26 protein-coding genes and 1 tRNA gene are annotated in these 25775 nt (G+C 42.5%); 18 read left to right on the plus strand and 9 right to left on the minus strand.

Annotated elements, in window-relative coordinates; genetic code table 11:
• Positions 1–6 precede the first annotated feature (6 nt).
• The 4 genes from QNM18_RS26030 to QNM18_RS26045 are packed head-to-tail and all read left to right on the plus strand — an operon-like array spanning position 7 to position 3578.
• The gene (locus tag QNM18_RS26030) at positions 7–1191 is read left to right on the plus strand and encodes a beta-ketoacyl-ACP synthase (protein ID WP_284138839.1); all 1185 of its coding nucleotides are present in this window, start codon (positions 7–9) and stop codon (positions 1189–1191) included.
• The gene (locus QNM18_RS26035) at positions 1178–1630 is read left to right on the plus strand and encodes a hotdog family protein (protein WP_284138840.1); all 453 of its coding nucleotides are present in this window, start codon (positions 1178–1180) and stop codon (positions 1628–1630) included. Before QNM18_RS26030 ends, QNM18_RS26035 begins: the two co-directional genes overlap by 14 nt.
• Entirely contained in the window at positions 1630–2355 is a 726-nt protein-coding gene (fabG, locus tag QNM18_RS26040; protein WP_211012661.1) for a 3-oxoacyl-ACP reductase FabG, read from the plus strand. The genes QNM18_RS26035 and fabG overlap by 1 nt, the downstream gene beginning before the upstream one ends.
• Complete coding sequence (locus QNM18_RS26045; protein WP_284138841.1) at positions 2355–3578, plus strand: beta-ketoacyl-ACP synthase; 1224 nt, start codon at positions 2355–2357, stop codon at positions 3576–3578. Before fabG ends, QNM18_RS26045 begins: the two co-directional genes overlap by 1 nt.
• A 74-nt stretch (positions 3579–3652) precedes the next feature.
• On the opposite strand, the gene QNM18_RS26050 is transcribed toward QNM18_RS26045, so the two are convergent.
• From QNM18_RS26050 to QNM18_RS26060, 3 genes are all read right to left on the minus strand, one after another.
• On the minus strand, positions 3653–4837 hold the full coding sequence (locus tag QNM18_RS26050) for a vWA domain-containing protein (protein ID WP_284138842.1): 1185 nt from the start codon (positions 4835–4837) through the stop codon (positions 3653–3655).
• Complete coding sequence (locus QNM18_RS26055) at positions 4837–5670, minus strand: AAA family ATPase (RefSeq protein ID WP_211012664.1); 834 nt, start codon at positions 5668–5670, stop codon at positions 4837–4839. Before QNM18_RS26055 ends, QNM18_RS26050 begins: the two co-directional genes overlap by 1 nt.
• Before the next feature lie 65 nt (positions 5671–5735).
• Positions 5736–5957 carry a DUF1653 domain-containing protein gene (locus QNM18_RS26060; protein ID WP_211012665.1) on the minus strand — a complete coding sequence of 74 codons (222 nt, stop codon included), beginning with the start codon at positions 5955–5957 and terminating at the stop codon, positions 5736–5738.
• 87 nt (positions 5958–6044) lie between these two features.
• On the opposite strand from QNM18_RS26060, the gene QNM18_RS26065 reads away from it, so the two are divergent.
• The 10 genes from QNM18_RS26065 to rpoS all read left to right on the plus strand — a co-directional run bounded on the left by QNM18_RS26065 (position 6045) and on the right by rpoS (position 13145).
• Complete coding sequence (locus tag QNM18_RS26065; protein WP_211012666.1) at positions 6045–6527, plus strand: DUF2947 family protein; 483 nt, start codon at positions 6045–6047, stop codon at positions 6525–6527.
• Positions 6528–6606: 79 nt separating this feature from the next.
• The gene (locus QNM18_RS26070; RefSeq protein WP_211012667.1) at positions 6607–7236 is read left to right on the plus strand and encodes a hypothetical protein; all 630 of its coding nucleotides are present in this window, start codon (positions 6607–6609) and stop codon (positions 7234–7236) included.
• A gap of 53 nt (positions 7237–7289) precedes the next feature.
• Positions 7290–7574, plus strand: coding sequence for a cell division protein FtsB (gene ftsB, locus QNM18_RS26075; RefSeq protein WP_023399451.1), 285 nt, complete (start codon positions 7290–7292; stop codon positions 7572–7574).
• Complete coding sequence (ispD, locus tag QNM18_RS26080) at positions 7567–8262, plus strand: 2-C-methyl-D-erythritol 4-phosphate cytidylyltransferase (RefSeq protein ID WP_284138843.1); 696 nt, start codon at positions 7567–7569, stop codon at positions 8260–8262. The genes ftsB and ispD overlap by 8 nt, the downstream gene beginning before the upstream one ends.
• 1 nt (position 8263) lies before the next feature.
• Positions 8264–8740, plus strand: a complete 477-nt coding sequence (gene ispF / locus QNM18_RS26085) for a 2-C-methyl-D-erythritol 2,4-cyclodiphosphate synthase (RefSeq protein WP_211012669.1) — start codon at positions 8264–8266, stop codon at positions 8738–8740.
• Positions 8741–8756: 16 nt separating this feature from the next.
• Positions 8757–9794 carry a tRNA pseudouridine(13) synthase TruD gene (gene truD / locus QNM18_RS26090; RefSeq protein ID WP_284138857.1) on the plus strand — a complete coding sequence of 346 codons (1038 nt, stop codon included), beginning with the start codon at positions 8757–8759 and terminating at the stop codon, positions 9792–9794.
• Entirely contained in the window at positions 9791–10540 is a 750-nt protein-coding gene (gene surE, locus QNM18_RS26095) for a 5'/3'-nucleotidase SurE (RefSeq protein WP_211012670.1), read from the plus strand. Before truD ends, surE begins: the two co-directional genes overlap by 4 nt.
• A gap of 5 nt (positions 10541–10545) precedes the next feature.
• Complete coding sequence (locus QNM18_RS26100; protein WP_211012671.1) at positions 10546–11184, plus strand: protein-L-isoaspartate(D-aspartate) O-methyltransferase; 639 nt, start codon at positions 10546–10548, stop codon at positions 11182–11184.
• A gap of 97 nt (positions 11185–11281) precedes the next feature.
• Positions 11282–12109: a peptidoglycan DD-metalloendopeptidase family protein gene (locus QNM18_RS26105; protein ID WP_417714871.1), complete on the plus strand. Its 828-nt coding sequence runs from the start codon at positions 11282–11284 to the stop codon at positions 12107–12109.
• 52 nt (positions 12110–12161) lie between these two features.
• Positions 12162–13145, plus strand: a complete 984-nt coding sequence (gene rpoS / locus QNM18_RS26110; RefSeq protein ID WP_023399458.1) for an RNA polymerase sigma factor RpoS — start codon at positions 12162–12164, stop codon at positions 13143–13145.
• Positions 13146–13318: 173 nt separating this feature from the next.
• On the opposite strand, the gene QNM18_RS26115 is transcribed toward rpoS, so the two are convergent.
• The 3 genes from QNM18_RS26115 to pepA all read right to left on the minus strand — a co-directional run bounded on the left by QNM18_RS26115 (position 13319) and on the right by pepA (position 18328).
• Positions 13319–16165 (minus strand): valine--tRNA ligase, encoded by a 2847-nt coding sequence (locus QNM18_RS26115; RefSeq protein WP_284138844.1) that lies wholly within the window; start codon positions 16163–16165, stop codon positions 13319–13321.
• 23 nt (positions 16166–16188) lie between these two features.
• Positions 16189–16635 (minus strand): DNA polymerase III subunit chi, encoded by a 447-nt coding sequence (locus tag QNM18_RS26120; RefSeq protein WP_036976329.1) that lies wholly within the window; start codon positions 16633–16635, stop codon positions 16189–16191.
• Positions 16636–16816: 181 nt separating this feature from the next.
• Positions 16817–18328 carry a leucyl aminopeptidase gene (gene pepA, locus QNM18_RS26125; RefSeq protein WP_211012673.1) on the minus strand — a complete coding sequence of 504 codons (1512 nt, stop codon included), beginning with the start codon at positions 18326–18328 and terminating at the stop codon, positions 16817–16819.
• A gap of 195 nt (positions 18329–18523) precedes the next feature.
• Here pepA and lptF point away from each other — a divergent pair, with 195 nt between their 5' ends.
• Complete coding sequence (gene lptF, locus QNM18_RS26130; protein ID WP_211012674.1) at positions 18524–19636, plus strand: LPS export ABC transporter permease LptF; 1113 nt, start codon at positions 18524–18526, stop codon at positions 19634–19636.
• Entirely contained in the window at positions 19633–20700 is a 1068-nt protein-coding gene (gene lptG / locus QNM18_RS26135; RefSeq protein WP_023399463.1) for an LPS export ABC transporter permease LptG, read from the plus strand. The genes lptF and lptG overlap by 4 nt, the downstream gene beginning before the upstream one ends.
• Before the next feature lie 33 nt (positions 20701–20733).
• Here the strand turns inward: lptG and QNM18_RS26140 are convergent, their stop codons facing one another.
• Positions 20734–21231, minus strand: coding sequence for an RDD family protein (locus tag QNM18_RS26140; RefSeq protein WP_211012675.1), 498 nt, complete (start codon positions 21229–21231; stop codon positions 20734–20736).
• Positions 21232–21479: 248 nt separating this feature from the next.
• Between QNM18_RS26140 and QNM18_RS26145 the strand changes: the two genes are divergently transcribed.
• Positions 21480–21564: transfer RNA gene (locus QNM18_RS26145), tRNA-Leu, on the plus strand.
• A gap of 139 nt (positions 21565–21703) precedes the next feature.
• On the opposite strand, the gene QNM18_RS26150 is transcribed toward QNM18_RS26145, so the two are convergent.
• The gene (locus QNM18_RS26150; RefSeq protein WP_211012676.1) at positions 21704–21946 is read right to left on the minus strand and encodes a hypothetical protein; all 243 of its coding nucleotides are present in this window, start codon (positions 21944–21946) and stop codon (positions 21704–21706) included.
• 187 nt (positions 21947–22133) lie between these two features.
• Here QNM18_RS26150 and QNM18_RS26155 point away from each other — a divergent pair, with 187 nt between their 5' ends.
• Positions 22134–23942 (plus strand): sensor histidine kinase, encoded by a 1809-nt coding sequence (locus tag QNM18_RS26155; RefSeq protein WP_284138845.1) that lies wholly within the window; start codon positions 22134–22136, stop codon positions 23940–23942.
• On the opposite strand, the gene QNM18_RS26160 is transcribed toward QNM18_RS26155, so the two are convergent.
• A complete protein-coding gene (locus QNM18_RS26160; RefSeq protein WP_211012678.1) occupies positions 23939–25768 on the minus strand; it encodes a DUF885 domain-containing protein in 1830 nt (609 codons plus the stop codon). The genes QNM18_RS26155 and QNM18_RS26160 overlap by 4 nt on opposite strands.
• Positions 25769–25775: the final 7 nt, after the last annotated feature.

The following is a 25775-nucleotide window of genomic DNA, read 5'->3' on the forward strand; positions in this document are numbered from 1 at the left end:
GAGATTATGACTTCATTTATAAATGATTTGGGTATTGTTTGCTCATTGGGTTGTGGCCAGAGTGAAATTAAACAAGCGTTGAAAAATCCTGAGCAAGAATATTTGAGCTTAGACTCTGAATTACACACCTCAGGAAGGCCGGTTTATGTTGGTAAAGTGCGAGGCAAGTTGCCGTCATTGGAGCCATTTCCTAGCCACTATCAGACTAGAAACAACGCCTTGGCCAAGCTGGCTTATTCTCAAATTGAAAGTGCTTTTCTGACGTTAAGTCAGGGGGTAGAAAAAAAGCGCATCGCTGTTGTGATAGGTACTAGTACATCAGGCGTTGCGACTGGTGAAGAAGCCGCTTTGCATTTTAAAGAGCAAGGTGGCTTCCCTAAAGAATATGATTACCAGTGCCAAGAGCTTGTAGCGCCAGCACAGTTTATTGCAGACCTTGCAGGTGCTTTAGGCCCTGTATATGCGATATCAACAGCATGTAGCTCTAGTGCAAAAGCAATGATGACCGCTCATATGTTACTAGACAGCGACTTAGCCGATATTGTGATATGTGGTGGTGTAGATTCTTTGTGTCGACTCACCGTGAATGGATTTGACGCTTTAGAATCGGTATCAGCTTCTTTATGTGAACCGTTTGCACAGGAGCGTGACGGGATTAATATTGGAGAAGCGGCAGCGTTATTTATCATGTCCAACCAAGTGAGCAAAATTGCATTGTTTGGTGTTGGTGAAAGCTCCGATGCCTATCATATATCAGCGCCCGATCCCTGCGGGGCTGGAGCTATATCTGCGATGCAGCAAGCTTTAGAGATGGCTGGGTGCGATGTATCTGACATAGATTATGTAAACTTGCATGGCACGGGTACTGTGAAAAATGATGAGATGGAATCAAAAGCGGTGTTTGATGTGTTTGCTGATAACGTTAATGCGAGTTCAACTAAGCGTTTTACCGGTCATACACTTGGAGCTGCGGGCGCTTTGGAAGCTGGGCTTTGCTGGCTACTTCTCGATGATCACCAAACACCTTTGCCAATGCATAAAATGACAAAACCAAGAGATATGAGTTTACCCCAAATTTCATTGGTAAATGCCACAAATTATACTAAGCCTAAGCTATGTTTGAGTAATTCTTTTGCATTTGGTGGAAACAATATCAGCCTTATTCTAGGAACTAGAAATGAAGAAGAATAGCTATGGCATTGAGCAGCTAATCGCACATCGCGATCCGATGATACTTATCACTGAGTTGACTGCATACGATGACAACCACGCCCAAGGAACAGTGTGTGTTACGGCGGAATCCCCGTTTATGTCTGAAAAAGGTGTACCGAGTTACGTCGGGATTGAGTACATGGCACAGATGGTCGCGGCTTATGCTGGTGCTAAGGCATTGGATAATGGTGGCACTATTGATATTGGCTTTTTATTAGGCTCGAGAAAATATAAGACGCACACCCCTTACTTCAAAGCCGCTCAAAACCTCGTTGTAAGTGTAGAGGAATTGCACAAAGAAGAAAGTGGTCTTGGTGTATTTGATTGTAAAATTAAGTACAATGACGAATTGTTGGCTGAAGCTAAAGTAAATGTCTTTCAGCCTGACGATCCACAAGGTTTTATCAAGGGGCAATAATGCAAAAAAGAATTTTAGTTACGGGCTCTAGCCGAGGTATTGGCAAGGCTATCGCATTTGAATTAGCACAGCAAGGGTATGATATTGCACTACATTGTCGTAGCAACGTGGCCATGGCTGAGGCGTTCAAAAGTGAGCTAGAAGCGTTGGGGCGCCATGTAACTGTATTGCAATTTGATGTGTGCGATCGTCAAGCCGCCAAAGAAGCGTTGTTAAACGATATCGAAGAGTTTGGTGCTTACTATGGTGTTGTTTGTAATGCAGGCATAACTCGCGATGGTGCTTTTCCTGCATTGACTGATGATGATTGGGACAGCGTGATCCGTACGGGGCTAGACGGTTTCTATAATGTCGTTCATCCCGTCTTGATGCCAATGATCCAAATGCGAAAAGGTGGTCGAATTATCACCGTAACCTCTGTTTCGGGTATTGCTGGCAATCGAGGACAGGTTAACTATAGTGCTGCAAAAGGCGGTGTTATTAGTGCAACAAAGGCGCTGTCTTTAGAGCTTGCAAAAAGAAAGATAACCGTCAATAGCGTTGCTCCAGGGTTGATTGAAACAGATATGACGGAAGGGGCGGAGATCGATGAAATTAAAAAGCTGATCCCTATGCGTAGAGCGGGGCAACCCAAAGAAGTCGCAGCGACAGTGGCCTTTTTGATGTCTGATGGAGCTGGTTACATTACTCGTCAAGTTATTTCTGTAAATGGTGGGTTGGTATAATGAAGCGTGTTGTTGTTACAGGCATGTCTGCGATCACTGCTCTAGGTCAAGATTGGGAAAGTTTTAAAGCCAATCTGCAAAATGGCCAAAGTGCGATTAAGCAGATGCCTGAATGGGCAGATGTTGCTGAATTAAACACTCAAGTTGCAGCTCCTGTTGAAGACTTTGAAAAGCCAAAACACTATAAACGTAAAATGATCCGTTCTATGGGCCGTGTTGCATTGATGTCAACGGTTGCCACAGAAAAGGCGCTGGCACAAGCTGGGTTGTTGCAACACGAAAGCTTGACCAATGGCGACACAGGTGTTTCTTATGGTTCATCTTCTGGCTCGACTGCTCCGACCGTTGAATTTGGCAAGTTATTGAGTAACAAAGACATGTCAGGTATTACCGCGACAAGCTATATTCAAATGATGGCACATACAACAGCGGTTAACATCGGAGTATTCTTTGGTGCTAAAGGCCGAGTTGTGACAACAAGTTCGGCATGTACATCCGGTTCACAGGGAATTGGTTATGCTTACGAAGCAATACAGTCTGGACGTCAAAAGGTTATGATTGCTGGTGGTGCAGAGGAGTTATGTGTCTCTGGTGCCGCTGTATTTGACACTTTATATGCAACTTCAACAAAACTTGCGCCAGAAAATACACCTCGACCATTTGACAAAGCCAGAGACGGTTTAGTGATAGGTGAAGGGGCAGGTACGCTTATTCTTGAAGAGCTAGAGTTTGCCAAAGCAAGGGGGGCCACTATACTCGCTGAAGTAGTTGGTTTTGGTACTAATTCAGATGGTCAGCATATTACTCAACCGACGTCGGTGACAATGGAAGAGGCGATGCGTTTAGCTTTGCGGGATGCACAATTACAACCAGAACAGATCAGCTATGTGAATGCCCATGGTACAGCAACAGATCGCGGAGATATTGCAGAGTCACATGCGACATTTTCAGTATTTGGTGAAAAGCCAATTAGCTCGTTAAAGAGCTACCTAGGGCATACTCTAGGAGCGTGTGGAGCGATAGAAGCGTGGGCATGTATTAATATGCTTAATTCAAATTGGTGTGCACCCACACTGAACCTCACCGAAGTAGATCCAGAGTGTGCGCCACTGCACTATGTAACCGGTCAAGGTGAGCAAAGAAATATGGATTATGTTATGTCGAATAATTTTGCTTTTGGTGGAATTAATACTTCTTTGATCTTTAAAAAATACAACGCCTAGTTAGTCAGCACCTCTCAGGTATAGCCCGTGCAATCGCATTTATACACGGGCTCTTCAATGTAGAACCACAATTGTTATGTCAGCGCTTTTACAGCTTGAGCAATACCTTCCAATGTCAGTGGGTACATCCTTCTCTCCATGAGCCCATCAATTTGCTCAATAGACTGATAATAATTCCAATAGTTTTTTGGCTGCGGGTTTAGCCAAGCGACTTTGTCAAAGTGGTCGGTAAGGCGTTGCAACCAAACACGGCCAGGCTCTTGATTCCAATGCTCGACACTTCCACCTGGGTAGGTGATTTCATACGGGCCCATCGTTGCATCACCAACAAATATTAAGCGGTAATCTTTGCCGAATTTATTAATGAGCTGGTAGGTGTCAAGCAGTGAGTCGTTTAATCGTTCATTATCTTTCCAAACATGCTCATATACACAGTTGTGAAAATAGAAAAACTCTAAGTGTTTAAACTCGCTGTGAGCAGCACTAAAAAGCTGTTCGCAAATTTGGATATGATCGTCCATCGAACCGCCAATATCAAACAACATGAGAACGCTGATGGCATTGTGTCTTTGCGGTGCCATCTTAACATCTAAGAGTCCGCCTTGTTTTGCTGTCGCTTCAATCGTATTGTTTAAATCAAGCTCCTCCCCCTCATGACTGCGAGCAAACTTTCTCAGTTGTTTAATTGCTAGCTTCATATTTCGGGTACTGAGATCTGCATCTTTATCGAGGTTTTTGTATTGTCGTTTGTCCCACACTTTCACCGCTTTTCGGTGGCGGCTCTCATGTTGACCAATACGAACTCCTTCGGGGTTATATCCGTATGCCCCAAATGGAGACGTGCCACCAGTACCAACCCATTTGTTGCCACCAGCGTGTCTTTTTTGCTGCTTTTCAAGGCGGTTCTTAAGTGCTTCCATAAGCTTATCTAAACCACCTAAGGCTTTGAGCTTGGCTTTTTCTTCATCGCTAAGGTGTTTCTCGAACTCTTTTCTCAACCAGTCTGCGGGCAAGGCTTGTTGTTGAAGTGCATTGGCAATATTTACTTGTTCTACACCTTGGAAGTAGTCAGCAAACGCGCGATCGAACTTATCAAATAAGGTTTCGTCCTTTACGAAGATGACCTTACTAAGTGTATAAAAGTCATCGAGACTGCCAAAACATAGCCCTTTCTCAAGCGCGGCTAAGCAATCTAACAACTCTCTTAGACTTGCTTTAATACCGTGCCGTCTCAGAGTAAACAGGAACTCGATGAGCATTATCTTTTACTCATAAATGCGAGTTTTTCAATTAAGGTGACATCTTGCTCATTTTTCAACAAAGCACCAAATAAAGGCATCAGGCCACCTTGATGTGTCTTATCATGCAGTGTTGCTGCGTCAATATCTTCAGCAAGGAGTAACTTTAGCCAGTCTAATAGCTCACTGGTGCTGGGCTTTTTCTTTAGGCCTCTAATGTCTCGTAAATTGAAGAATACTTCCAATGCTTGATTTAACAACGTTGTTTTTAAATTTGGAAAATGGACATCCACAATGGCTTTCATTTCTTCAAGTGATGGAAAATCGATGTAATGGAAGAAGCATCTGCGCAAAAACGCGTCGGGCAGCTCTTTTTCGTTATTTGACGTAATGATGACGATAGGTCGAATATCTGCTTTTACCTGCTGCTGTGTTTCATAGACATGAAACTCCATTTTATCGAGTTCGAGCAGGAGGTCATTTGGAAACTCGATGTCGGCTTTGTCTATTTCATCGATGAGAAGAACTGGGCGTTTTTTTGCCGAAAATGCCTGCCACAATTTCCCCTTTATGATGTAGTTATTGACATCATGAACACGTTCATCGCCCAATTGGCTATCGCGCAGACGCGAGACCGCGTCGTATTCATAGAGGCCCTGCTGAGCTTTGGTTGTAGACTTGATGTGCCATTGAATCAATTCGGTGTCTAAACTTTGTGCTAGCTCTTCTGCTAACAGAGTTTTACCTGTACCAGGTTCACCTTTGATAAGCAGTGGTTTCTCCAAAAGAATGGCGGCATTAACCGCCTGCTGTAGTGCCGCTGTCGCGATATATGTACTTGTGCCTTTGAACATTATTTATTGTGGTCTGAGGAGATCATGGTATCAGTTTGCCACACTTCTATTTTCACTATCAAATTTCATTCTTCACGTACAAATTGAAATCTAGGCTGTGTTTCGCCATCGACAATGACATTTTCAATAAACATGCTAAGTGGCCTTGCCCAGTGGTCATAGTTTCCATATAGAGTTTGATAGATCACAAGGGGTTCTTCGCTTTCACTGTGGGTTGCAACAAACAACACTTGGTATTCTTTACCCTTGTAATGTCGGTATATCCCTTTTTTAACTTGGTTAGGCATTGTTGAGTCCTCATATGACTGGGTATAATTGGCTTATTCAATAGCGAGAGAGTATGCTCGTTTATCTATGAAATAAGGTTTTAATACATGAATTATATTGCGCTTGGCGATTTCAAGAAAGCATGGGTTTTTAGACATAAGGACCTCCCGATTGACGAGTTGGATTTGGCCCAAATAAAACCTATGACGGCACAGCGCGCTGCTGTTCTTTGGAGCACAATGGTTAGCCGGGAGCAAGATCATCCTGACTTTTTTACCCCCACTGATTGGGCTGGTAAAGAAGATAATTGGGAGGAGGTTGTCGATTGGGAGGGCAAGTGGGAGGAAGGTGAGCCACTATTACCTTCTGAGATCACAGAATATTTGCAGTGGGAAGACAATACAACCGTTTATTTTTGCTTGTCGAGAGATCATGTTATTGAGACACAGTTTGGAGTGTTCAAACGCTGCTGGCAAAACTTTATGTTTTTAGTCGATGGCAGTTTGTTACTCGGTAAAAAACGTGATGCGGCTGTACAGTTTTTAGAGTCAGGTGAAGCAAAGCTTGGGCAGCGACCTAAAGGAAATTAAATCATCGCCTTGTTATTTTGCTGGATTGGCTGTATTTAGAAGTGATGCCATGATATAAAATCCTCATATAGGAGGGGCTTTGGAAGAGTGTAACACTAGCAAGCAGCAAACAACGATCTGGCAAGATGAGGCTTCACGGCTTGTCTTTGCAGAGCTTGTTAATGTGTTTTATACAAGAGAAATCAACACTCTGTCCAATGAGTCTGATCCGGGAAGGCTAAAAAGATTGCTTGCAAGCTTACCCTACTATGTAGAGCGGGCTGCAACGCACATTGTATTGGGTGAAGTTCCATTGCAATTAGACAGCCACAATGGTTGCTGGGTTGCGTCCCAGAAAAAAATACCATCACAAGAGCAAACCGTGGTGCAACGGTACTATGAGCAGCATGCAGAAGTTGGGCTGGTTGTACCTGTGATGTTGACGGTAGAACATGAGACGCGACTCTGCATTGACATGATTGATCAAATAAAGCCTTCGCAAATTCACTGCAATCAGTATGGATGGTTTGAGCTTTCAGGGAGTGGTGAAGAGGATAAAAACGCCTCTTTATTGAAGCCAAGTAAAGCTTTAATGACGGCAGCCTGTTGTGGTCACCGTTGGCAATATCATAAAATAGCAACTCCGAGATTACTTGGCCTAAGAGAGATGCTACTGGCTAGCAGCATTAATTGGCGCAATGTAACGAAAAAGAAAATAGTATCTAGTTAACACTCTCGCAATTGGCGACATGACTACAGCGTTTATATATTAGGGTATGTTTTATGCGTTTATTTCAATTAGCGCTGTTTTGCCTATGTGCTTACATTCAATATAAGCTATGGTTTGGTCATCATGGCTTGCAAGACTATAGAAGAATAACTGAGACAGTAAGTACTCACCAACAGATGAACGCTGAACTACTCAAAAGAAATAAATTACTGAAAGCGGATATTGAGGATCTCAAGTTGGGTTTGGAGGGTGTGGAAGAGCGCGCGCGCCATGAGTTGGGTATGATCAAACCTGATGAAACTTTTATCCGTGTATTACCAAAGAAGCACTATGAATAAAGCAATATCATTAGCGGCAGTTGTCCCTGCGGCCGGTGTAGGCTCCAGAATGGGGCTAAACCATCCAAAACAGTATTTGAAAATCGGTGACAAGACCATCTTAGAGCATACATTGAGCAAGTTGTCGCAAGTCGACACTATTAATCAAATAATTGTTGCTGTTAGTGATGAAGATGGTTATTTCGAGAATTTAAACTTGGATAATTTGAATGTTACTCGAGTATCTGGGGGAAAAGAGCGTGCTGATTCTGTGCTCAATGCTCTCAAATCGTTGCGAAGTAACCCACCAGAGTGGGTGTTGGTGCATGATGCAGCCAGACCACTAGTTGATATTGCCGATATCGACAACTTGATTTCTAGCTGCATTAATGCGGGAGAAGGTGGCATATTAGCCTGTCGGGTTAAGGACACAATTAAAAAAGGTAACACACACAGTGAACACACAGTACCAAGAGATCAGCTGTGGCAGGCCTTGACACCCCAGTTATTTCCTTATCAGGTACTGTTACAGTCATTGGAAAGTGCCCTAGAAGACGGTGCGTTGATAACTGATGAAGCGTCTGCAATGGAAAGAGCAAATCAGCCTGTCCAGTTAGTCTGCGGGCGCTCCGACAATATAAAAATTACCACTCCAGAAGATCATGCGCTGGCATGTTTCTTAATGGAACAACAGCAAAAGAGTATTTAGTATGTTTAGAATCGGTCATGGCTTTGATGTACACAAATTTGGCGGTCAGGGGCCTCTGGTAATTTGTGGAGAAAAAATAGAGTTTGAACAAGGCTTTATTGCACACTCTGATGGTGATGTAGCAGTACACGCCCTGTGTGATGCATTGTTGGGGGCACTTGCCCTTGGTGATATCGGCAAGCATTTTCCTGATACTGACGATGAGTTTGAAAATATTGATAGTCGTATTCTTTTACGAAGAGTGATTGAGCAAGTGGCGACTAAAGGTTATAAAGTGGGAAATTTGGATGTAACCATTGTTGCTCAAGCCCCTAAAATGCGACCCCATATTGACGCCATGAGAGCCAATTTGGCTTCAGACTGTCAAATTGAATTAGAACAAGTCAATGTTAAGGCAACCACAACTGAAAAGCTCGGTTTTGAGGGGCGCAAAGAAGGTATTTCAAGCCACGCCGTTGTGTTACTTTTTAAGGTGTAGATAAGTGGTTGATGTTATTGCTTCTTTAAACTACCTCTACGGTAAGCCGCAATCTCAAGGCGACTTCAAACAAAATCCAGAGGATTTTGTCGTAGAAGAAGTACTTGATATTGAATTTACAGGTGAGGGCGAGCACGTATGCTTGCAAATCATCAAACGTGGTGAAAATACAGCTTATCTAGCTAAGCAAATTGCTAAGTTTGCAAGCGTTGCACCTCGGGACGTCAGTTATGCAGGGTTAAAAGATCGTCACGGAGTATGCACACAGTGGTTTAGTGTGCCTGTACCAATTAAAAAGCATATAGACTTTTCGCAGCTAAACTCTGACTCCATGGTGGTCATCAATCAAATACGACACAATCGGAAATTGAAAACAGGCTGCCACAAAGGCAACCGGTTCGTGATCACCTTGCGAAACGTCACCAATCATTTAGACGTATTATCTCGCATTAATGCCGTTAGACAAGGCGTGCCAAATTATTTTGCCGAGCAACGTTTTGGGCATGATGGTCATAATTTGACTATGGCTGAGCGTCTTTTTTCAGGCGAGCAGATTAGAGATAAAAAACTGCGTGGTATTGTGATTTCAGCTGCTAGATCATACATTTTTAATCAGATTGTCTCTAATAGAGTTAAAGAGCATGGCCTCGCTAAAACTTGGCAAAGAGAAGTTTTCTTACTCTCTGGGAGTAATGCTTTTTTTGAGGACGATCTAAATGACGAAATTGTAGAACGATTGAGCCAAGGCGATATTTTATTGTCTGCTCCCCTAGTTGGTAAAGGTGAAAAAGGGCTGACAGAGGTTGAGCGAATTTGGCTTGAAAAATTTGCAGATTGGCACCAAGGTCTTGCGTCACTAGGTTTGAAAAATGAACGCCGAAGCTTGAGAGTCGTACCTAAAGATTTGCAAGTCAAAACAATCGACCCTAAAACACTGCAATTGAACTTTGAGCTGCCAAAAGGGTGTTACGCTACATCGGTACTCAGGGAGCTTATCGAACACAAAGATGTAAGTTTGATTGAAAAGCCACAGAATGGAGAACTAGAAACGTGAAAATACTGCTGAGCAATGATGACGGCGTAAGTGCTAAAGGTATTGAAGTGCTTTTCAGAGCATTAAGTGAACTTGCGGACGTAACTGTAGTAGCACCAGATCGAAATTGTAGTGGTGCAAGTAACTCGCTGACTCTTTTGAATCCGTTACGTACAACGACATTAGACAATGGTTTTATTTCTGTGAATGGAACACCAACAGATTGTGTTCATTTGGGTGTCAATCAGTTACTTACAGATCCCCCTGATCTTGTCGTAGCTGGCATTAACAATGGTGCAAACTTGGGAGATGACACCTTGTACTCTGGAACTGTTGCCGCTGCCGCCGAAGGGCGACATTTAGGTTTACCAGCGATTGCTGTATCCCTTTGCTCAAAACAGGAGGCTCACTACGAAACAGCAGCTGCTGTGACCTTGAAAATCATTAAAGCTTTGGGCAGCCATCCCTTACCCAAGGATCAAATTATTAATATCAATGTACCAGATATTCCATTGTCTGAACTGAAAGGCTTTAAGGTGACGCGTTTAGGCTCGCGACACAAAGCGGATACCATGACCAAACAAAGAGATCCATGGAACCGAGATATTTATTGGTATGGAACACTTGGAACTGAAAGTGATGCAGGGGAGGGGACTGATTTTTATGCTGTTAAACAAGGTTATGCGGCGATAACGCCTTTGACGGTTGATATGACGGCACATGAGAGTCTTGAACGCCTAGCAACTTGGCTGTCTTCTCAGGAGTAACGGTTTTGCTGAACAACTACCAACGCAGTGCCAGTAAGCTCATTGAAAGCTTGAGATCGCAAGGTATACAAGATGATGCGGTTTTAAACATCATGGCTAATACTCCTAGGCATATATTTATCGACGATGTGCTAAAGCATAAATCGTACGAAAATACCGCACTACCGATAGGGCAAGGGCAGACTATTTCTCAACCCTATATAGTGGCCAAAATGACGGAAGTATTACGTCAACTCGGAATCCACGATAAAATTCTCGAAGTGGGCACGGGATCTGGATATCAAACGGCGATTCTTGCACAGTTGTTCGACACCGTGTGCAGTATAGAGAGAATTAAAGCGTTACAGTGGCAGGCGAAAAGACGCCTACATCAACTTGATTTGTACAATGTTTCTATGAAACATGGGGACGGCTGGCAGGGGTGGGAATCTAAGGCGCCTTTCAGCGGTATTATTGTCACTGCGGCTGCTGCAGTTGTTCCTGAGTCCTTGTTAGCCCAACTTGCAGAGGGAGGTGCAATGGTAATTCCGTTGGGAGTTGAAGAGCAAGTGTTAACCTTATTTACAAAGCAAAAAGGTCAAATAAAGCATCAGGCAATCGCCCCTGTTAGGTTTGTACCGCTTGTGGCTGGACCGATTACGTAAATAAATGAGGAAAATTATTGGTAACCCTGATAAATTGATTTTTATTAGTGCTTTTAAGTACACATGCATGTAAGTAATGGAATTTAATGGAATGTGGGTGAGACGTTCGAACTTTTTAATAGTAGGTCTACTTTGTAGTTCACTCGTAGCTTGTTCATCTGTTCATACGCCAGCGCCTGTGGTCAACCTGAGTAAAGGTAAGACCACATCGTCAAAAAAAATTCACATTAAAAATAACCGCTACAAGGTGAAAAAAGGTGATACATTATTTTCCATTGCATTTAGTGCAAATAAAGATATAAGAACAGTTGCCAAAATCAACAAAATTAAGCCTCCCTACACCATTTATCCCGGTCAAACTATTTTACTAACCTATCCTAAAAAATCTAACAAAACGGCTAAAAAAACGCCGCTTAAAACCAAAAAATATACAACTAATAAACCTTTAAATAACAAACCCTCAAAAAAAGAGCTTGATCCCCCTAAGCAACGAGAGTATGTTCAAAGTCAAGCCAGTAAAAAAACCAATGACACCAGTACTTTGTTGAATAAAAAGGTACGGTGGAATTGGCCCGCAGTAGGTAAAGTGACAAGACGCTTTTCTATTAAAGAAAATGGCTACAAGGGAATACAGATCACAAACAAAACAGGGACATCGATAAAAGCTGCGGCAAGTGGCATTGTTGTTTATGCAGGGAGTGCATTACGAGGCTATGGCAATTTAATTATCTTAAAACACACAGATGATTATCTTAGTGCCTATGCCCACAATTCCAAATTGCTAGTAAGAGAGCAGCAGCAGGTTAAAGTGGGGCAGAAGATTGCCGAAATGGGGAGTTCGGATGCAAGCTCGGTAGCTTTGAGGTTTGAAGTAAGGTACAGAGGAAAATCCGTAGACCCAATAAGGTATCTGCCTAAAAAATAGCGTATCGACGTATTGATGGAACACTATCACTTATTCGCTTGGGAGGATGCTTATGGCTCAAACAGCAAAACAGAAAAGTAAAGTGAACCCGGAATTAGACGATAAGTTTGACGGGGATAATGAAGATGGTCCAAATGAAGAGCTTTTGGAAGATATCGATAGTGAAGAAGAGATATTTGCCAAAGATGATTCAGTTAAGAACTTAGATGCAACTCAGCTATATCTCGGAGAGATTGGTTTTTCACCGCTGCTTAGTGCTGAAGAAGAAGTATATTTTGCGAGAAAGGCTCTTAAGGGCTGTGAAGCTTCTCGTAAGAGAATGATTGAAAGTAATTTAAGGTTGGTTGTGAAGATTGCTCGCCGTTACAACAACCGTGGTCTTGCATTGCTTGATTTAATTGAAGAAGGCAATTTAGGCCTGATAAGAGCCGTAGAAAAGTTTGATCCTGAAAGGGGTTTTAGATTTTCTACATACGCGACTTGGTGGATTAGACAAACCATTGAACGCGCTATCATGAACCAAACCCGCACTATTCGCCTACCAATTCATGTTGTCAAAGAATTGAACGTATATTTGAGAACAGCAAGAGAGCTTACTCAAAAGCTTGATCATGAACCAACAGCTGAAGAGATAGCTGAGTGCCTTGACAGACCTGTTGAGGATGTCAGTAAAATGCTGCGCTTGAATGAAAAGATCACATCCGTAGACACGCCAATTGGCGGTGATAACGATAAGGCACTGTTAGATATCATTGCGGATGAAAGGGGTTATGAACCTGAAAGTGAAGTGCAGAATAAAGACATTAATCGACATATTGTTGATTGGCTTGGGGAGCTTAATCCAAAGCAGCGCGAAGTGCTTGCTCGTCGTTTTGGTTTATTGGGCTACGAACCGTCGACACTTGAAGATGTTGGCCGGGAAATTGGCTTAACTCGTGAGCGGGTCAGACAGATCCAAGTGGAGGCACTGCGTCGGTTGAAAGATATTTTGCAACATGAAGGGCTGAGTACGGATAGCCTATTTGAGCAATTGTAATATTAGATACCATTATTAATAATTTGATTTTAAAAATACACAACAACGTAAAGATCACGTCTCTGTGTGCTTAATACAAGGTATTAATTGCAATTATCAAAACTTACTTTTGAAGTAGAATAATAAAAAACCACGCTAGATAGCGTGGTTTTTTATTGAGCCATAAGTAAAGATTAAAGAGTTTCTATCTTTGTCTTTTGCTCTAGTAGTTTTGCTTTCGCATCACTAAACTCAGCGAGTTTTGCTTTCTCTTTTTCAAGCACTGCGGCAGGAGCATTATTAACAAACTTCTCGTTCGCTAGCTTTTTCTCTACTTGTGATAAGCCTTTCTCCGCTTTTTCAAGCTGTTTAGCAATACGAGCCAATTCAGCTTCCACGTCAATCAGGCCAGCCATTGGGATCATAATTTCTAGATCACCAATAAACGCTGTTGCTGATGCTGGTGCATCATCTTTGCTTGCTAGTACCGTAAACGCTTCTAACTTGGCCAGCGAACTCAAGAAGGCTTGGTTTTCATCTAGGCGACGCTGATCTTGTTCGCTTACATTTGCCAATAGTACACTCAGAGGTTTATTTGGACTGATGTCCATTTCACCACGGATATTACGGATAGCAAGGATAAACTGTTTAACCCATTCAAGGTCGGCCATAGCCTGCTCATCAACGATATCGGCATTAAACTCTGGGAATGCTTGAAGCATAATTGTATTGGCTTCAATACCAGCCAGTGGAGCAACACGTTTCCAAATCGTTTCTGTAATGTATGGCATTAATGGGTGCATTAAACGCAGTAAGCCTTCCAATACGGTGATCAAAGTGTGACGAGTGCCGCGCTGTTGTTCTTCATTGCCTTTGAATAGTACAGGCTTCGTTAGTTCTAGATACCAGTCACAGAACTGGTTCCAAGTGAACTCATAGATAGTAGTAGAAGCCAAATCAAAACGGTAGTTGTCCAGGTGTTCAGTAAATGTTTGAACAGTATTTTGGAATTGGCCGAGGATCCAACGATCTGCTAGTGAGTATTGCTTTGGTGCATCATTAAAACCGCAATCTTGCTCTTCGGTATTCATCAGGACATAGCGGCTTGCATTCCATAATTTATTACAGAAGTTACGGTAGCCTTCTAATCGGTTCATATCCCAGTTGATATCTCGACCAGTAGACGCCATCGCAGCAAGCGTAAAGCGCAGCGCATCTGTACCATGTGCTTCTATACCATCAGCAAAGGTTTTACGTGTATTTTTCTCAATCTTTTTCGCTAATTGAGGTTGCATCATGTTACCTGTACGTTTGGTAACTAAGCTTTCTAGATCAATACCGTCAATCATATCAAGAGGGTCAAGTACGTTACCTTTTGACTTTGACATTTTATCGCCGTTCTCATCACGGATAAGACCGGTAACGTACACTGTTTTGAATGGCACTTGTGGCGTACCGTCGTCATTCTTCACGAAGTGCATAGTCATCATTATCATACGGGCAACCCAGAAGAAAATGATGTCAAAACCAGTCACTAGTACGTCAGATGGATGGAAGACTTTAAGGTCTTCGGTATTTTCTGGCCAGCCCTGCGTTGAGAATGTCCAAAGAGCAGAAGAGAACCAAGTATCCAATACATCGTCGTCCTGAGATAAAACAACGTCATCAGCGAGGTTATTTTCTTTGCGCACTTCGGCTTCATCACGGCCTACGTATACATTACCCTCTGCATCATACCAAGCTGGGATCCTATGACCCCACCAAAGTTGGCGAGAGATACACCAATCTTGAATGTCACGCATCCAAGAGAAGTACATGTTTTCATACTGTTTAGGTACAAACTGAATATCACCGTCTTCAACGGCTTTAATTGCAGGCTCTGCAAGTGGCGCAACACGAACATACCACTGGTCAGTTAATAGCGGCTCAATAACGACACCTGAGCGGTCGCCATAAGGCACTGTTAAACTGTGATCGTCAATTTTTTCTAATAGACCTGCTTGCTCAAATTCTTCGATGATCAGCTTTCGTGCATCGAAACGGTCAAGGCCGTGGAAACGATCCGGAATTGGCGCATCTAGAGAAAGCTCTTTGCCATCAAAAGTATAGCTTTCGCCCTCTGCAAGGACTGCTGCGTCTTTATTGAAGACGTTGATCATTGGAAGCTGATGGCGCTTGCCAACTTCGTTGTCGTTAAAGTCGTGTGCTGGCGTGATCTTTACACAACCAGTGCCTTTTTCCATATCTGCATGCTCATCAGCAACAATTGGAATGCGGCGATTAACGATAGGCAACAAAATCTCTTTGCCAATTAAGTCTTGATAGCGTTCATCTTCAGGGTTAACTGCAACACCTGTGTCGCCTAGCATGGTTTCTGGTCGTGTGGTTGCTACGATAATGTAGTCTTTGCCATCTTTCGTTTTTATACCATCAGCTAGCGGGTAGCGAAGATTCCACATGTGACCTTGTTTGTCTTTATTTTCAACTTCAAGGTCAGAAATCGCAGTATGTAGTTTTGGATCCCAGTTAACAAGGCGCTTTCCGCGGTAAATTAGGTCTTCTTTGTATAATCGAACAAAGACTTCTTTAACTGCTTCAGACAAGCCTTCATCCATGGTGAAACGCTCACGTTCCCAATCCACAGAAGCACCTAAACGACGCAACTGTTTAGTGATGGTGCCGCCAGACTCATTTTTCCATTTCCAGATGCGATCTATAAATTCTTCACGGCCAAGGTCATGCCTCGTTTTACCTTCTTCAGCTGCCAGTTTACGCTCAACAACCATTTGCGTTGCAATACCTGCGTGATCGGTACCCACTTGCCATAAAGTATTTTTCCCCTTCATACGCTGATAACGCGTTAAGGTGTCCATTATGGTATCTTGGAACGCATGGCCCATGTGTAGGCTACCCGTGACGTTTGGCGGCGGGATCATGATTGAGTATGCGTCGCCTTCCCCTGAAGGCTTAAAGTAGCCGTTTTCTTCCCAGTCTTGGTATAAAGACTGTTCAATATCTTGTGGGTTATAGGTTTTATCCATTACACAGAACCTTTAAAAATACTTTAGTTATCAATTTCTTTTGTTGAAATATTTGCGCCAATGGTGCGCAGCTGTTTGAACCTTTCCCGGGCAGCCTGTTTGGCCATCGGCTCGACAGGGACAAAGTCGTATACTTGCTCAAATCGTCGGATAAAATCCGGGATATGTGTGGCAAGGTTAATGAGTATCGCACGTCGCCCTACAGGGGGCATCTGGCCAATTTCTACAGGAGCGCCACCTTTAGGGCCTTCTCCTTGTAGGTTGTGTGGTACGAAACTATCAGCGTCGAACTGCCACAAATGTTCGTCAATTGCATGGGCGTCTTCTACCGTATCTACGTAAATGAAAACACGTTGCCCTGCACGGTACAGTTTTGCAGCACTTCGCGCTGCAAGATCAAAATGAGCCGGGATTTGCGTACTAGGCTCTTGATCATGCTTTAACACCAAAAAGTGTGCGTTGATTGACATGGCATGTGACTTATCTTCAGTACTGATTGAGATACACAGAGTAAAAATACTTGGTGTCTGATCAGCGTTCAAAATAAAGCCGCATTCTGACACAGAATACGGCTCTCATCAATCTACAGTAGACTTTGAAGTGAGTTATTTAACACCGCTTCAAAAATCTGTACATATTTGCATAGGGTGTTTAATCTTGCAGGCCTTCGGTTATATTTGCACGATTAAGTAAATACTGCATGAGCATTGGTACTGGTCGTCCTGTTGCACCTTTATTGGCACCACTTCGCCAAGCCGTGCCGGCTACATCAATATGTGCCCAATTGTACTTTTTGGTGAACTTCGATAGGAAGCAAGCTGCCGTGATAGTACCAGCTGGACGTCCACCTAAATTGGTGAAGTCTGCAAATGGGCTTTTCAGTTGTTCTTGATAATCATCCCAAAGAGGTAGTTGCCATGCTCTATCACCGCTTTGCTCGGATGCTTTTAATAAATCATGTGCAAGCGGGTTATGATTCGATAGCAACCCTGATGCATGATGACCCAATGCGATAATGCAAGCTCCAGTCAGTGTGGCAACATCAACGACTGTATCTGGCTCGAACGCCTCAACGTATGTTAATGCGTCACATAATACCAAGCGGCCCTCAGCATCGGTATTTAGTACTTCTACCGTTTGTCCAGACATAGTGGTGAGAATATCACCAGGTCGGTATGCTCGGCTACTAGGCATATTTTCACAGCCAGCTAATACACCGATCACGTTAAGAGGTAGCTGCATTTCAACGACTGCGCGCATTAAACCTAACACGCCCGCTGCGCCGCCCATATCGTACTTCATCTCATCCATGCCTTCGCCTGGCTTGATTGAAATACCACCTGAGTCGAAAGTCAGACCCTTACCAACAAAGACAATTGGTGCTTGTTTATCTGAAGCGCCGTTATAGTGAATAACTGACATGACAGACTCGTTGTCACTGCCTCGTCCTACAGCTAAGTATGAATGCATACCGAGCTCTTCCATTTCTTTTTCGCCAACTAAATTGACCTTAACATTGTCAAACTCTTTGGCTAGTAACTCCGCTTGCTCACCTAAATAGCGAGGATTACAAATATTGGGCGGCATGTTGGCAACGTCTTTACACAGTTTAGCACCAGCGGCAATTGCTAGGCCGTGTTCAATGGCGTTTTCGCCAATTGTTAACTCTCTGCGAGTAGGGACATTGAAGACGATTTTACGCAGTGGTCGTCTAGCTTCGCTCTTTTTACTTTTTAGCTGATTAAAGGTGTATAAGCAGTCTTGTGTGGTTTCAACTGCTTGTCTTACCTTCCAATATGTATCTCGACCTTTAACATGTTGCTCAGTTAAAAAGCACACAGCTTCCATCGAGCCTGTCTCATTTAAGGTATTGATGGTTTTTGAAATAATTTGTTTGTACTGCTTGTCGTCAAGCTCTCGCTCTTTACCACAACCAACTAATAAAACGCGTTCACTCAATACATTTGGTACATGGTGTAACAACAGTACTTGCCCTGGTTTACCTTCTAGGTCACCACGGCGCAATAAATTGGAAATATAGCCTTCGCTGATTTTATCCAGCTGCTCACCAACCGGCGATAAACGTCGTGGCTCATACACCCCAACAACAATACAAGCACTGCGTTGCTTTTCTGGACTACCACTTTTAACGCTGAATTCCATTGCGACTCCTAAGTCTAAGTTATGCCATTTCAAACTTTAAATGCCACATTACATCAAGTTAACTAAGTTACTTTAGTGCTGCTGCACTAGTAGGATATTTGATTTTGATGGCATATAATAAAGTGACTAAAATAACCAGTTTACTCAAAATTTCCTACTATTCCAGTGAAATGAGACGTTTTATAGGGGCGAACATTGCTAATTTTTCGATATTTGACTGCTGAAGTTTTAAAATCGCAGGTCGCCGTTTTCCTTACTCTAATGACGATTTTTCTCTCGCAAAAATTTGTCAAAATTTTAGCCGAAGCTTCAGGCGGAGGAATACCAGGAAAACTCGTGTTGTCATTTTTAGCGCTTAATTTACCTAAATTAGCTGTGTATATACTGCCACTCAGTGTATTTTTGGGCATTATTTTGGCGTACAGCCGTATTTATGCTGACAGTGAAATGACCGTGCTAAAAGCCTGTGGTGTTAGTGAGTGGTATGTTGTTCGTGTAACACTCATTTCCAGTTTCTTTGTCGCATTAATTGCAGGGGCGGTAAGCTTACATATAGCGCCTTGGGCTGGAGAAAAGCAGAATCAACTCAGAGAGCAAGCTAATGCTGAGTCAGGGTTAACTCAATTGCGGGCAGGGCGATTCCAACAAACTGGCAATGAAAAAGCGGTTGTGTTTATTCATAATACCAGCGAACAAGGCTCTGTATTAAATAAGGTGTTTGTTGCGCAATTGCCAGAAAAAGAATCGAATAATGCAGCAAGGATCGTTTATGCACAACAGGGTGAAGTTGCAGAAGGTGAGTCCGGAGAGCAGCAGCTGATTTTGAAAGATGGTAAGCGCTATGAAACCGACGGGTTTAGTCAAGCGTTGAACAAAACTGAATTCGGCAGTTATCAAGTTCAGATCCAAGAACAAGAAATTGAACGTAGAAGGCGAGAACTAGAGGATTTACCTTCAAGTAGATTGTTGGAACTAAATACCCCCGAGGCTGCTGCACAGTTTCAATTGCGGATCGCAACACCTATTTCAATCATTTTATTAACGCTACTTGCAGTACCTTTGAGTGTGGTTAACCCAAGACAGGGGAAGTTTGCAAAGTTGGTTCCAGCAATAGGTATATATTTGGGGTATTTTATTTTACTCAATGCCGGTAAATACCTCGTGGCAGAAGGTAAAATACCGCCCTCTATTGGATTGTGGTGGATCCACTTATCTGTGTTATTTATTGGGGCTTATCTGATAGTGAAAGGGAGACCTTTTGGCGTGTGGCTGAGATCTATCCTTAAAAGTAAGGAGGCAGCGGCATGATGAAAATGCTTGATTGGTATTTGGGCCGTAGTATTTTACAAACTACCAGCTTTGCTTTGTTGGTGTTTGTGGGTATCAATACCTTAATCAAATTTATTGAACAGCTGCGCTCTGTGGGACGAGGTACTTATGAAGTATCGGATGCATTGCTGTTCACGTTATACAGCGTGCCAAGCGATATAGTGGTGTTTTTTCCGATGGCAGCCTTGATCGGCGGGTTAACGGGATTGGGGGCTTTGGCCTCCAGTAGTGAGCTAGTGGTTATGCAAGCCGCAGGTATGTCGAGATTGCAAATCATAGGCTCAGTAATGAAAACCGCTATTATTTTGGCGATATGCATGATGGCACTTGGCGAGTGGGGGGCTCCTGAGGCTGAGCGCACAGCCAAACAGCTACGAAATCAAGCGATATACGGCGGGGATGTCTACGATGCACAAAAAGGGTTGTGGGCCAAAGATGGCAATAACTTTATCAATATTGCCAATGTTGAGAAGTCAGGCGAACTGACAGACATCAATATATATCATTTTGAGGATGATCTAACCTTAGGCCAAATTACAAGAGCGCAATCAGCGATGACTACTGAGCAAGGTTGGGAGCTCAAAGCTGTAGAAGAAATTCATATCACTGAGCAGCAAGTGAGCACCTATTATGCACAATCAAAGGTCTATGACTCGCAGCTCACCATAGACCGATTAGGGGTATCTTCGTTTGAGCCTGAGTCTTTATCATTCAGCGGGCTAGTATCTTATCTAAATTATCTGGAACAAAACGAGCAAGATACCAGTAACTATGAGCTGGCTTTATGGCGCAAAGTGATGCAGCCGGTGACGATAGCTGTCATGTTGTTAGTGGCGCTGTCTTTTATTTTTGGTCCTCTACGTTCGGTAAGTATGGGCGCGAGGATTATTATGGGTGTTGTCACGGGCTTAACTTTCCACCTTAGCAACGAAGTGTTTGGTCCCATTGTGATGGTATATCAGATCCCTCCTTTAGTTGGTGCAGTAATGCCGAGTATTATTTTTACTTTGCTAGCGATGTACTTTTTACAAAGAAGGCAATAAAAAAGGCGCCTTTGGCGCCTTTTTTAGCGACAACTAATCTAAGCTGTCGTACACTTTTTTATTCTCTTCTTTACTTAGCAATAATACTTCACTGCCACTCAACATATCTTGCAAAGCACGTTTTTGCTTCCTGTCTACTAATACGAGTAAGTTTCCTAACCCCAATAACGCAGCGAAACTGCGAGCAATGGCTTGTGGCCAAGTTAGTAATTCACCTTTTGTGCTCTGAACTTTTAACCGCCATGCTCGCATGCCAATGGTCTGCCCACTTTTAGTCCAAAAGTAAGCAAAAAAGGCAACAGAGACCAAAACCAACAACACAGTACGGCTGTAATAGAGTGCCGGTGTTGCTTGAATGAGAGCGGAGACATCTTCATGGTTTTGGAGTGTGTACCAACCCATTGAAAGCATGCCTTGTACTAAGCCCAAAAAAACAATTGTCGTGAGCATCGCAAAGGCTATGACGACTAACGCGTCGTATATTAATGATGCAACCCTTCTAATAAAACCTGCGCGAGGAAATGATGACATGTAAAAACCCATATAAAACGATATGACAATATTCTACACACAATATAGGCGCTTATTTATCAAACCTCGATATTTTATGATTTTGGTCAAATACTCAGCACTTGAACACATTAATTAAAAAAACTGCTTGCGGGGCTGTCACATATTTGTATAATGCAGGGCATAGAGACGAGGGCAAATAAAAAAAGCCTAAGCTCAAAGTGGTTTTTCTTTATCTTCTCGAAGTTAGAAGATTAAAGAAAAATGATGCCAGTGTGATGGAATTGGTAGACATGACGGATTCAAAATCCGTTGCCTTCGGGCGTGGCGGTTCAAGTCCGCCCACTGGTACCACTTTTTATAGCCCCAGAATGCTTTCTGGGGCTTTTTTATTTCTGCCTTTATCCTTCTTGCGACTTCTGTGTGAACCGCACCCAGTGTTTATTTCCAGACAAACGAATTCTAATCTGCAGTATATTTAGAGGTTTTGGCTTTACTTGTGAAGCTTTACAGGGGCTTTATACACGTTAAGCAGGTAGCTTTTCTCTTTTGGTGAGAGCTTTAATCCTTCCAATATTTCCATATCTATATTGACCGGTTCGTCATGTTTTATCATATAAATAATTGAATCAGCTAGGCGCACTTTATTGCGAGTCGACATTTGAATATAGATAATGTAAATCGCAGCTAGCACAATTGGTATTAATAATACGAATATTGTAATGAAAATTTCCATTTTGACTCTCACAGATTGAATTCAATAGGGATGATGACAATAGTTGGCATAAAATAGTTCATAAAAAGTGCTTTATACCTTTATTGCTGGGGTTATGAATCTAAACTAACTATCCGCAGAGGGGATACCATAATACTTATCTTCGACTAGACTTTAGTTGGGGCGAAATACATTATTGGGTAACTTTGTGCAGTTAAAGCAGTCACTTTTACTTTTTAAAACAGCCGCAGTGGGTTCTGCGATTGTGATTATGGTTGCAAGTTGGTTCTTGTACGTTCAGCTACAGCAAACCCGAACTCTGAATGATCACCTTTTTCAACTTCAGACTCAGATTCAGCGTTTGCTGGATCAGGAAGAGCGCTTTTTAATAGAGCGTCAACGCGAGAGTCTAGCATCGATTGAAGATGATAGAGCTTCCTATCGCAAGAGTTATAGTCAATTGTTAAATATGCTGGTGGTTCAACAGAGGGATCTTACTTTACTCTTTAAACTAGACGAGGAAGTTAAGCGGTTTACTCTCAAGTACGAGCAGCTAGCATCTATGCAGGCGTTGTTGGGCTATAATAAAGAAGAGGGGGTCTATGGTAACTTTCGGCGTCAGGCTCATGCCCTACAGGATATTGCCAAACAAACCCAACACCCCCGCTTAGAGATTTTGCTGCTGGAGCTGCGACGCAGGGAGAAAGATTTTTTACTACGGCTCGAACCAAACTATTTGCTTATTCATCAAGATTTATTGAGCAGAACAGAGCAGTTGATCACAGTACAGTTCCCTGAAAAATCGCACGAGTTACTTTCCATCCTCAACCAGTACCAACACGGCTTTAAAACTTATATCAGCGTATTGCAAAAACAAGGGTTAGATCACAGCCAAGGTGTGAGATCAGAGTTACATCAGTTGAAGATTTCCATTAGAAGTCACTTTGAAGTGGTGTCAAAGCAGCTTTTTAATGAAGCATTGAATGAAAAACAAAGCTTAATTTTGACCTGCTTAGTGATCATCGTTTCGATCAGTTGTTTCAGTTTATTGTTACTGTTTGTGCTGAACACTCGTATCTCTGAGCATATTATATCAATTAGCCGAGTACTAAAAAATGTTGCGCAACACGAAGACTTCTCAATGCGGGTAAACATTGAAGGTGAAGATGAAATTGCACAGATAGCACACCATTTGGATAGTTTACTGGCGTTTATTGAGACCTTGCTTGAAAGGCTTACAGCAGCACAACAAAGGTTGATCGAAGAGGCCAAAATGGCCAGCTTAGGCAATATGGTGAGTGGGTTTGCACATGAATTAAATACACCTCTTGGTGTTGCAATTACCAGTCAATCGCACTTAAAAGAACAAGTTGAAGTACTTAAAAAAGACTTAGAATCTGGGCAGTTGCAAAAGCAAACTTTAACTAATCTGATTGCTGAAGCCGAGTCTGCACTCTCTTTGTTGGAGAATAACTTACTAAGAACTGCCTCTTTGATTGATGATTTTAAAAAGGTGTCAGTTCAGCAAGAGTATGATGAAGTTCAAGAGTTTAGTCTCAATGCATTGGTGAATGGGGTTTTAGATTGTTATCAACATGAATTAAAACAACCTGACTACCATATCGAAGTAGAAATACCTGAGCAATTAATGCTAAACAGCTACCCGAACGTCTTTGTACAAATTTTAACTTATAGCTTCAACAATTGTATTCAGCATGCAAAACAAGAAGGTAAGTTACTGAATATCGTCGTTTCGGCATTGATCGTGAATAATTATATTCATTTGTATATCAAAGATGATGGTAGAGGCATAGATAAGGAGCTATTACCTGTTATTTTTGAGCCTTTTATTACCACACAGAGAAATAAAGGCGGCATCGGGCTCGGTTTGAGTATTATCTATAACTTAGTGACTCAGAAGTTAGCTGGGGAAGTAAAAATACAAAGCCCCGCACATGGCGGGGCTTGTTTACATATCATTTTAGCGAATACGGTGTTTCGCTTAGACGCGGATTAGCTTTGTTTGCTTGCAACCCACTGATCAACGAACTGCTCTAATACATTTAAAGGAACAGGGCCGTTTTTAAGTACTACGTCGTGGAATTCACGAATATCGAACTTATCGCCAAGCTCTTTCTTAGCCGCTTCGCGAAGTTCAACAATTTTGATCATACCAATTTTGTATGCAGTCGCTTGGCTTGGCATCACAATATGGCGCTCTACCATTTTGACAGCATCCGATTTCGCGTTAGGCGTGTTATTTACGTAGTAATCGATACCTTCTTGGCGTGTCCATTTCATTGCGTGGATACCAGTATCAACCACTAAACGACATGCACGCCAGAGCTCCATTGCTAGACGGCCAAAGTCTGAATATGGGTCTTCATACAAACCCATTTCTTTAGGTACTAGCTCAGAGTATAAGCCCCAACCTTCGGTGTAAGCTGTGTAGCGACCAAACTTACGGAACTTAGGCATATTTTCAAGCTCTTGGGCAATGGCAATTTGCATATGGTGACCAGGTACACCTTCGTGATAGGCTAAAGCTTCCATTTGGTAGGTCGGCATCGCTTCCATATCATAAAGGTTTGCATAGTAAATGCCCGGGCGAGAACCGTCAGGCGTTGGCTGCTGATAGAATGCTTTACCAGCTGCTTTTTCACGGAAAGCCTCAACACGCTTAACTATCATGTCAGCCTTTGGCTTAACGATGAATAGTTCGTCTAAGCGAGACTTCATATTGTCAATCATCGCTGTCGCATCAGCTAGATATTTTGCTTTGCCTTCTTCTGTATTTGGTAGATAGAACTGCTTATCGGTTCTCATGAACTCCATAAATGCTTTTAAGTCACCTTTGAAACCAACTTTGTCCTTGATTTCACGCATTTCGTCATGAATACGAGCAACTTCTTGCAAGCCAATCTTATGAATCTCTGCTGCAGAAAGCTTGGTTGTTGTTGTACGCTCAAGTGCAACGTTGAAGAACTTTTCACCCTCAGGGAATTTCCAAACACCGTCGCGGTTGTCCGCACGCTTTTCCAACTTATTTAGATAGTTGATTAACTTGCTATAAGATGGTTTTACAGCAGATGTCAGGGCGTTGTTAGCCTCTGTGATAAGTGCGTCTTTTTCATTTTGTGCGATCTCTAACTTGGCAACTTTTCTCTTGAAGTCAGCCAAAAGTGTAGAGTCTTCACCTTTGGAGAAAGGTGCGCCTTGAATAATATTTTTGCTCGACTCAATAACATGAGGGAATACAAATTTAGGTGCAATAATGCCTGCTTCCGCACGTTTCTCTAGATCTTCGACTAATTGGTCGAACACGGTTGTTACGCCATTAAGGCGAGAGATATACGCTTTTGCATCTTTAACGTCGGCGATTTGGTGTTGGTTAATCAAAAATGCAGGGATCATTGAGTGCGTGCCAAACATTTGATTAACTGGGTAAGAATAACGACGCCATTTGAAATCTTCGATCTCTTCAACAAGACCCTGTTTAAACAAGTCGTAGCTTACCTGAGTTTGAGGGTCTAATTTACTGCGGTCAATGGCATTGATAGCAGCAAGATCTTGTTTAGTTAATTCAAGGTCTTCTAATTGACGTGCTTCTGAGCCGTCGTCCCACTTGTCATAGTCTTTTTTAATACCCAAATAAGTTTGGTAAATAGGACTACGCATGACACTGCGATTAAATGACTCTTCGAATAGAGCATTTGCTTTTTCTACTTCACTTTGAACAACTTGTTGCACAGGAGCTACAGGCTTTGGTTGTTCAGCTGTTTGCTGGCAGCCTGCCAATAACGTCGCTGAGATTGCAGCAGCGATAATGGTAAGTTTACGCATGTTTTAC

The organism is Pseudoalteromonas obscura (genome assembly GCF_030135505.1).
Classification (GTDB): Bacteria; Pseudomonadota; Gammaproteobacteria; order Enterobacterales; family Alteromonadaceae; genus Pseudoalteromonas; species Pseudoalteromonas obscura.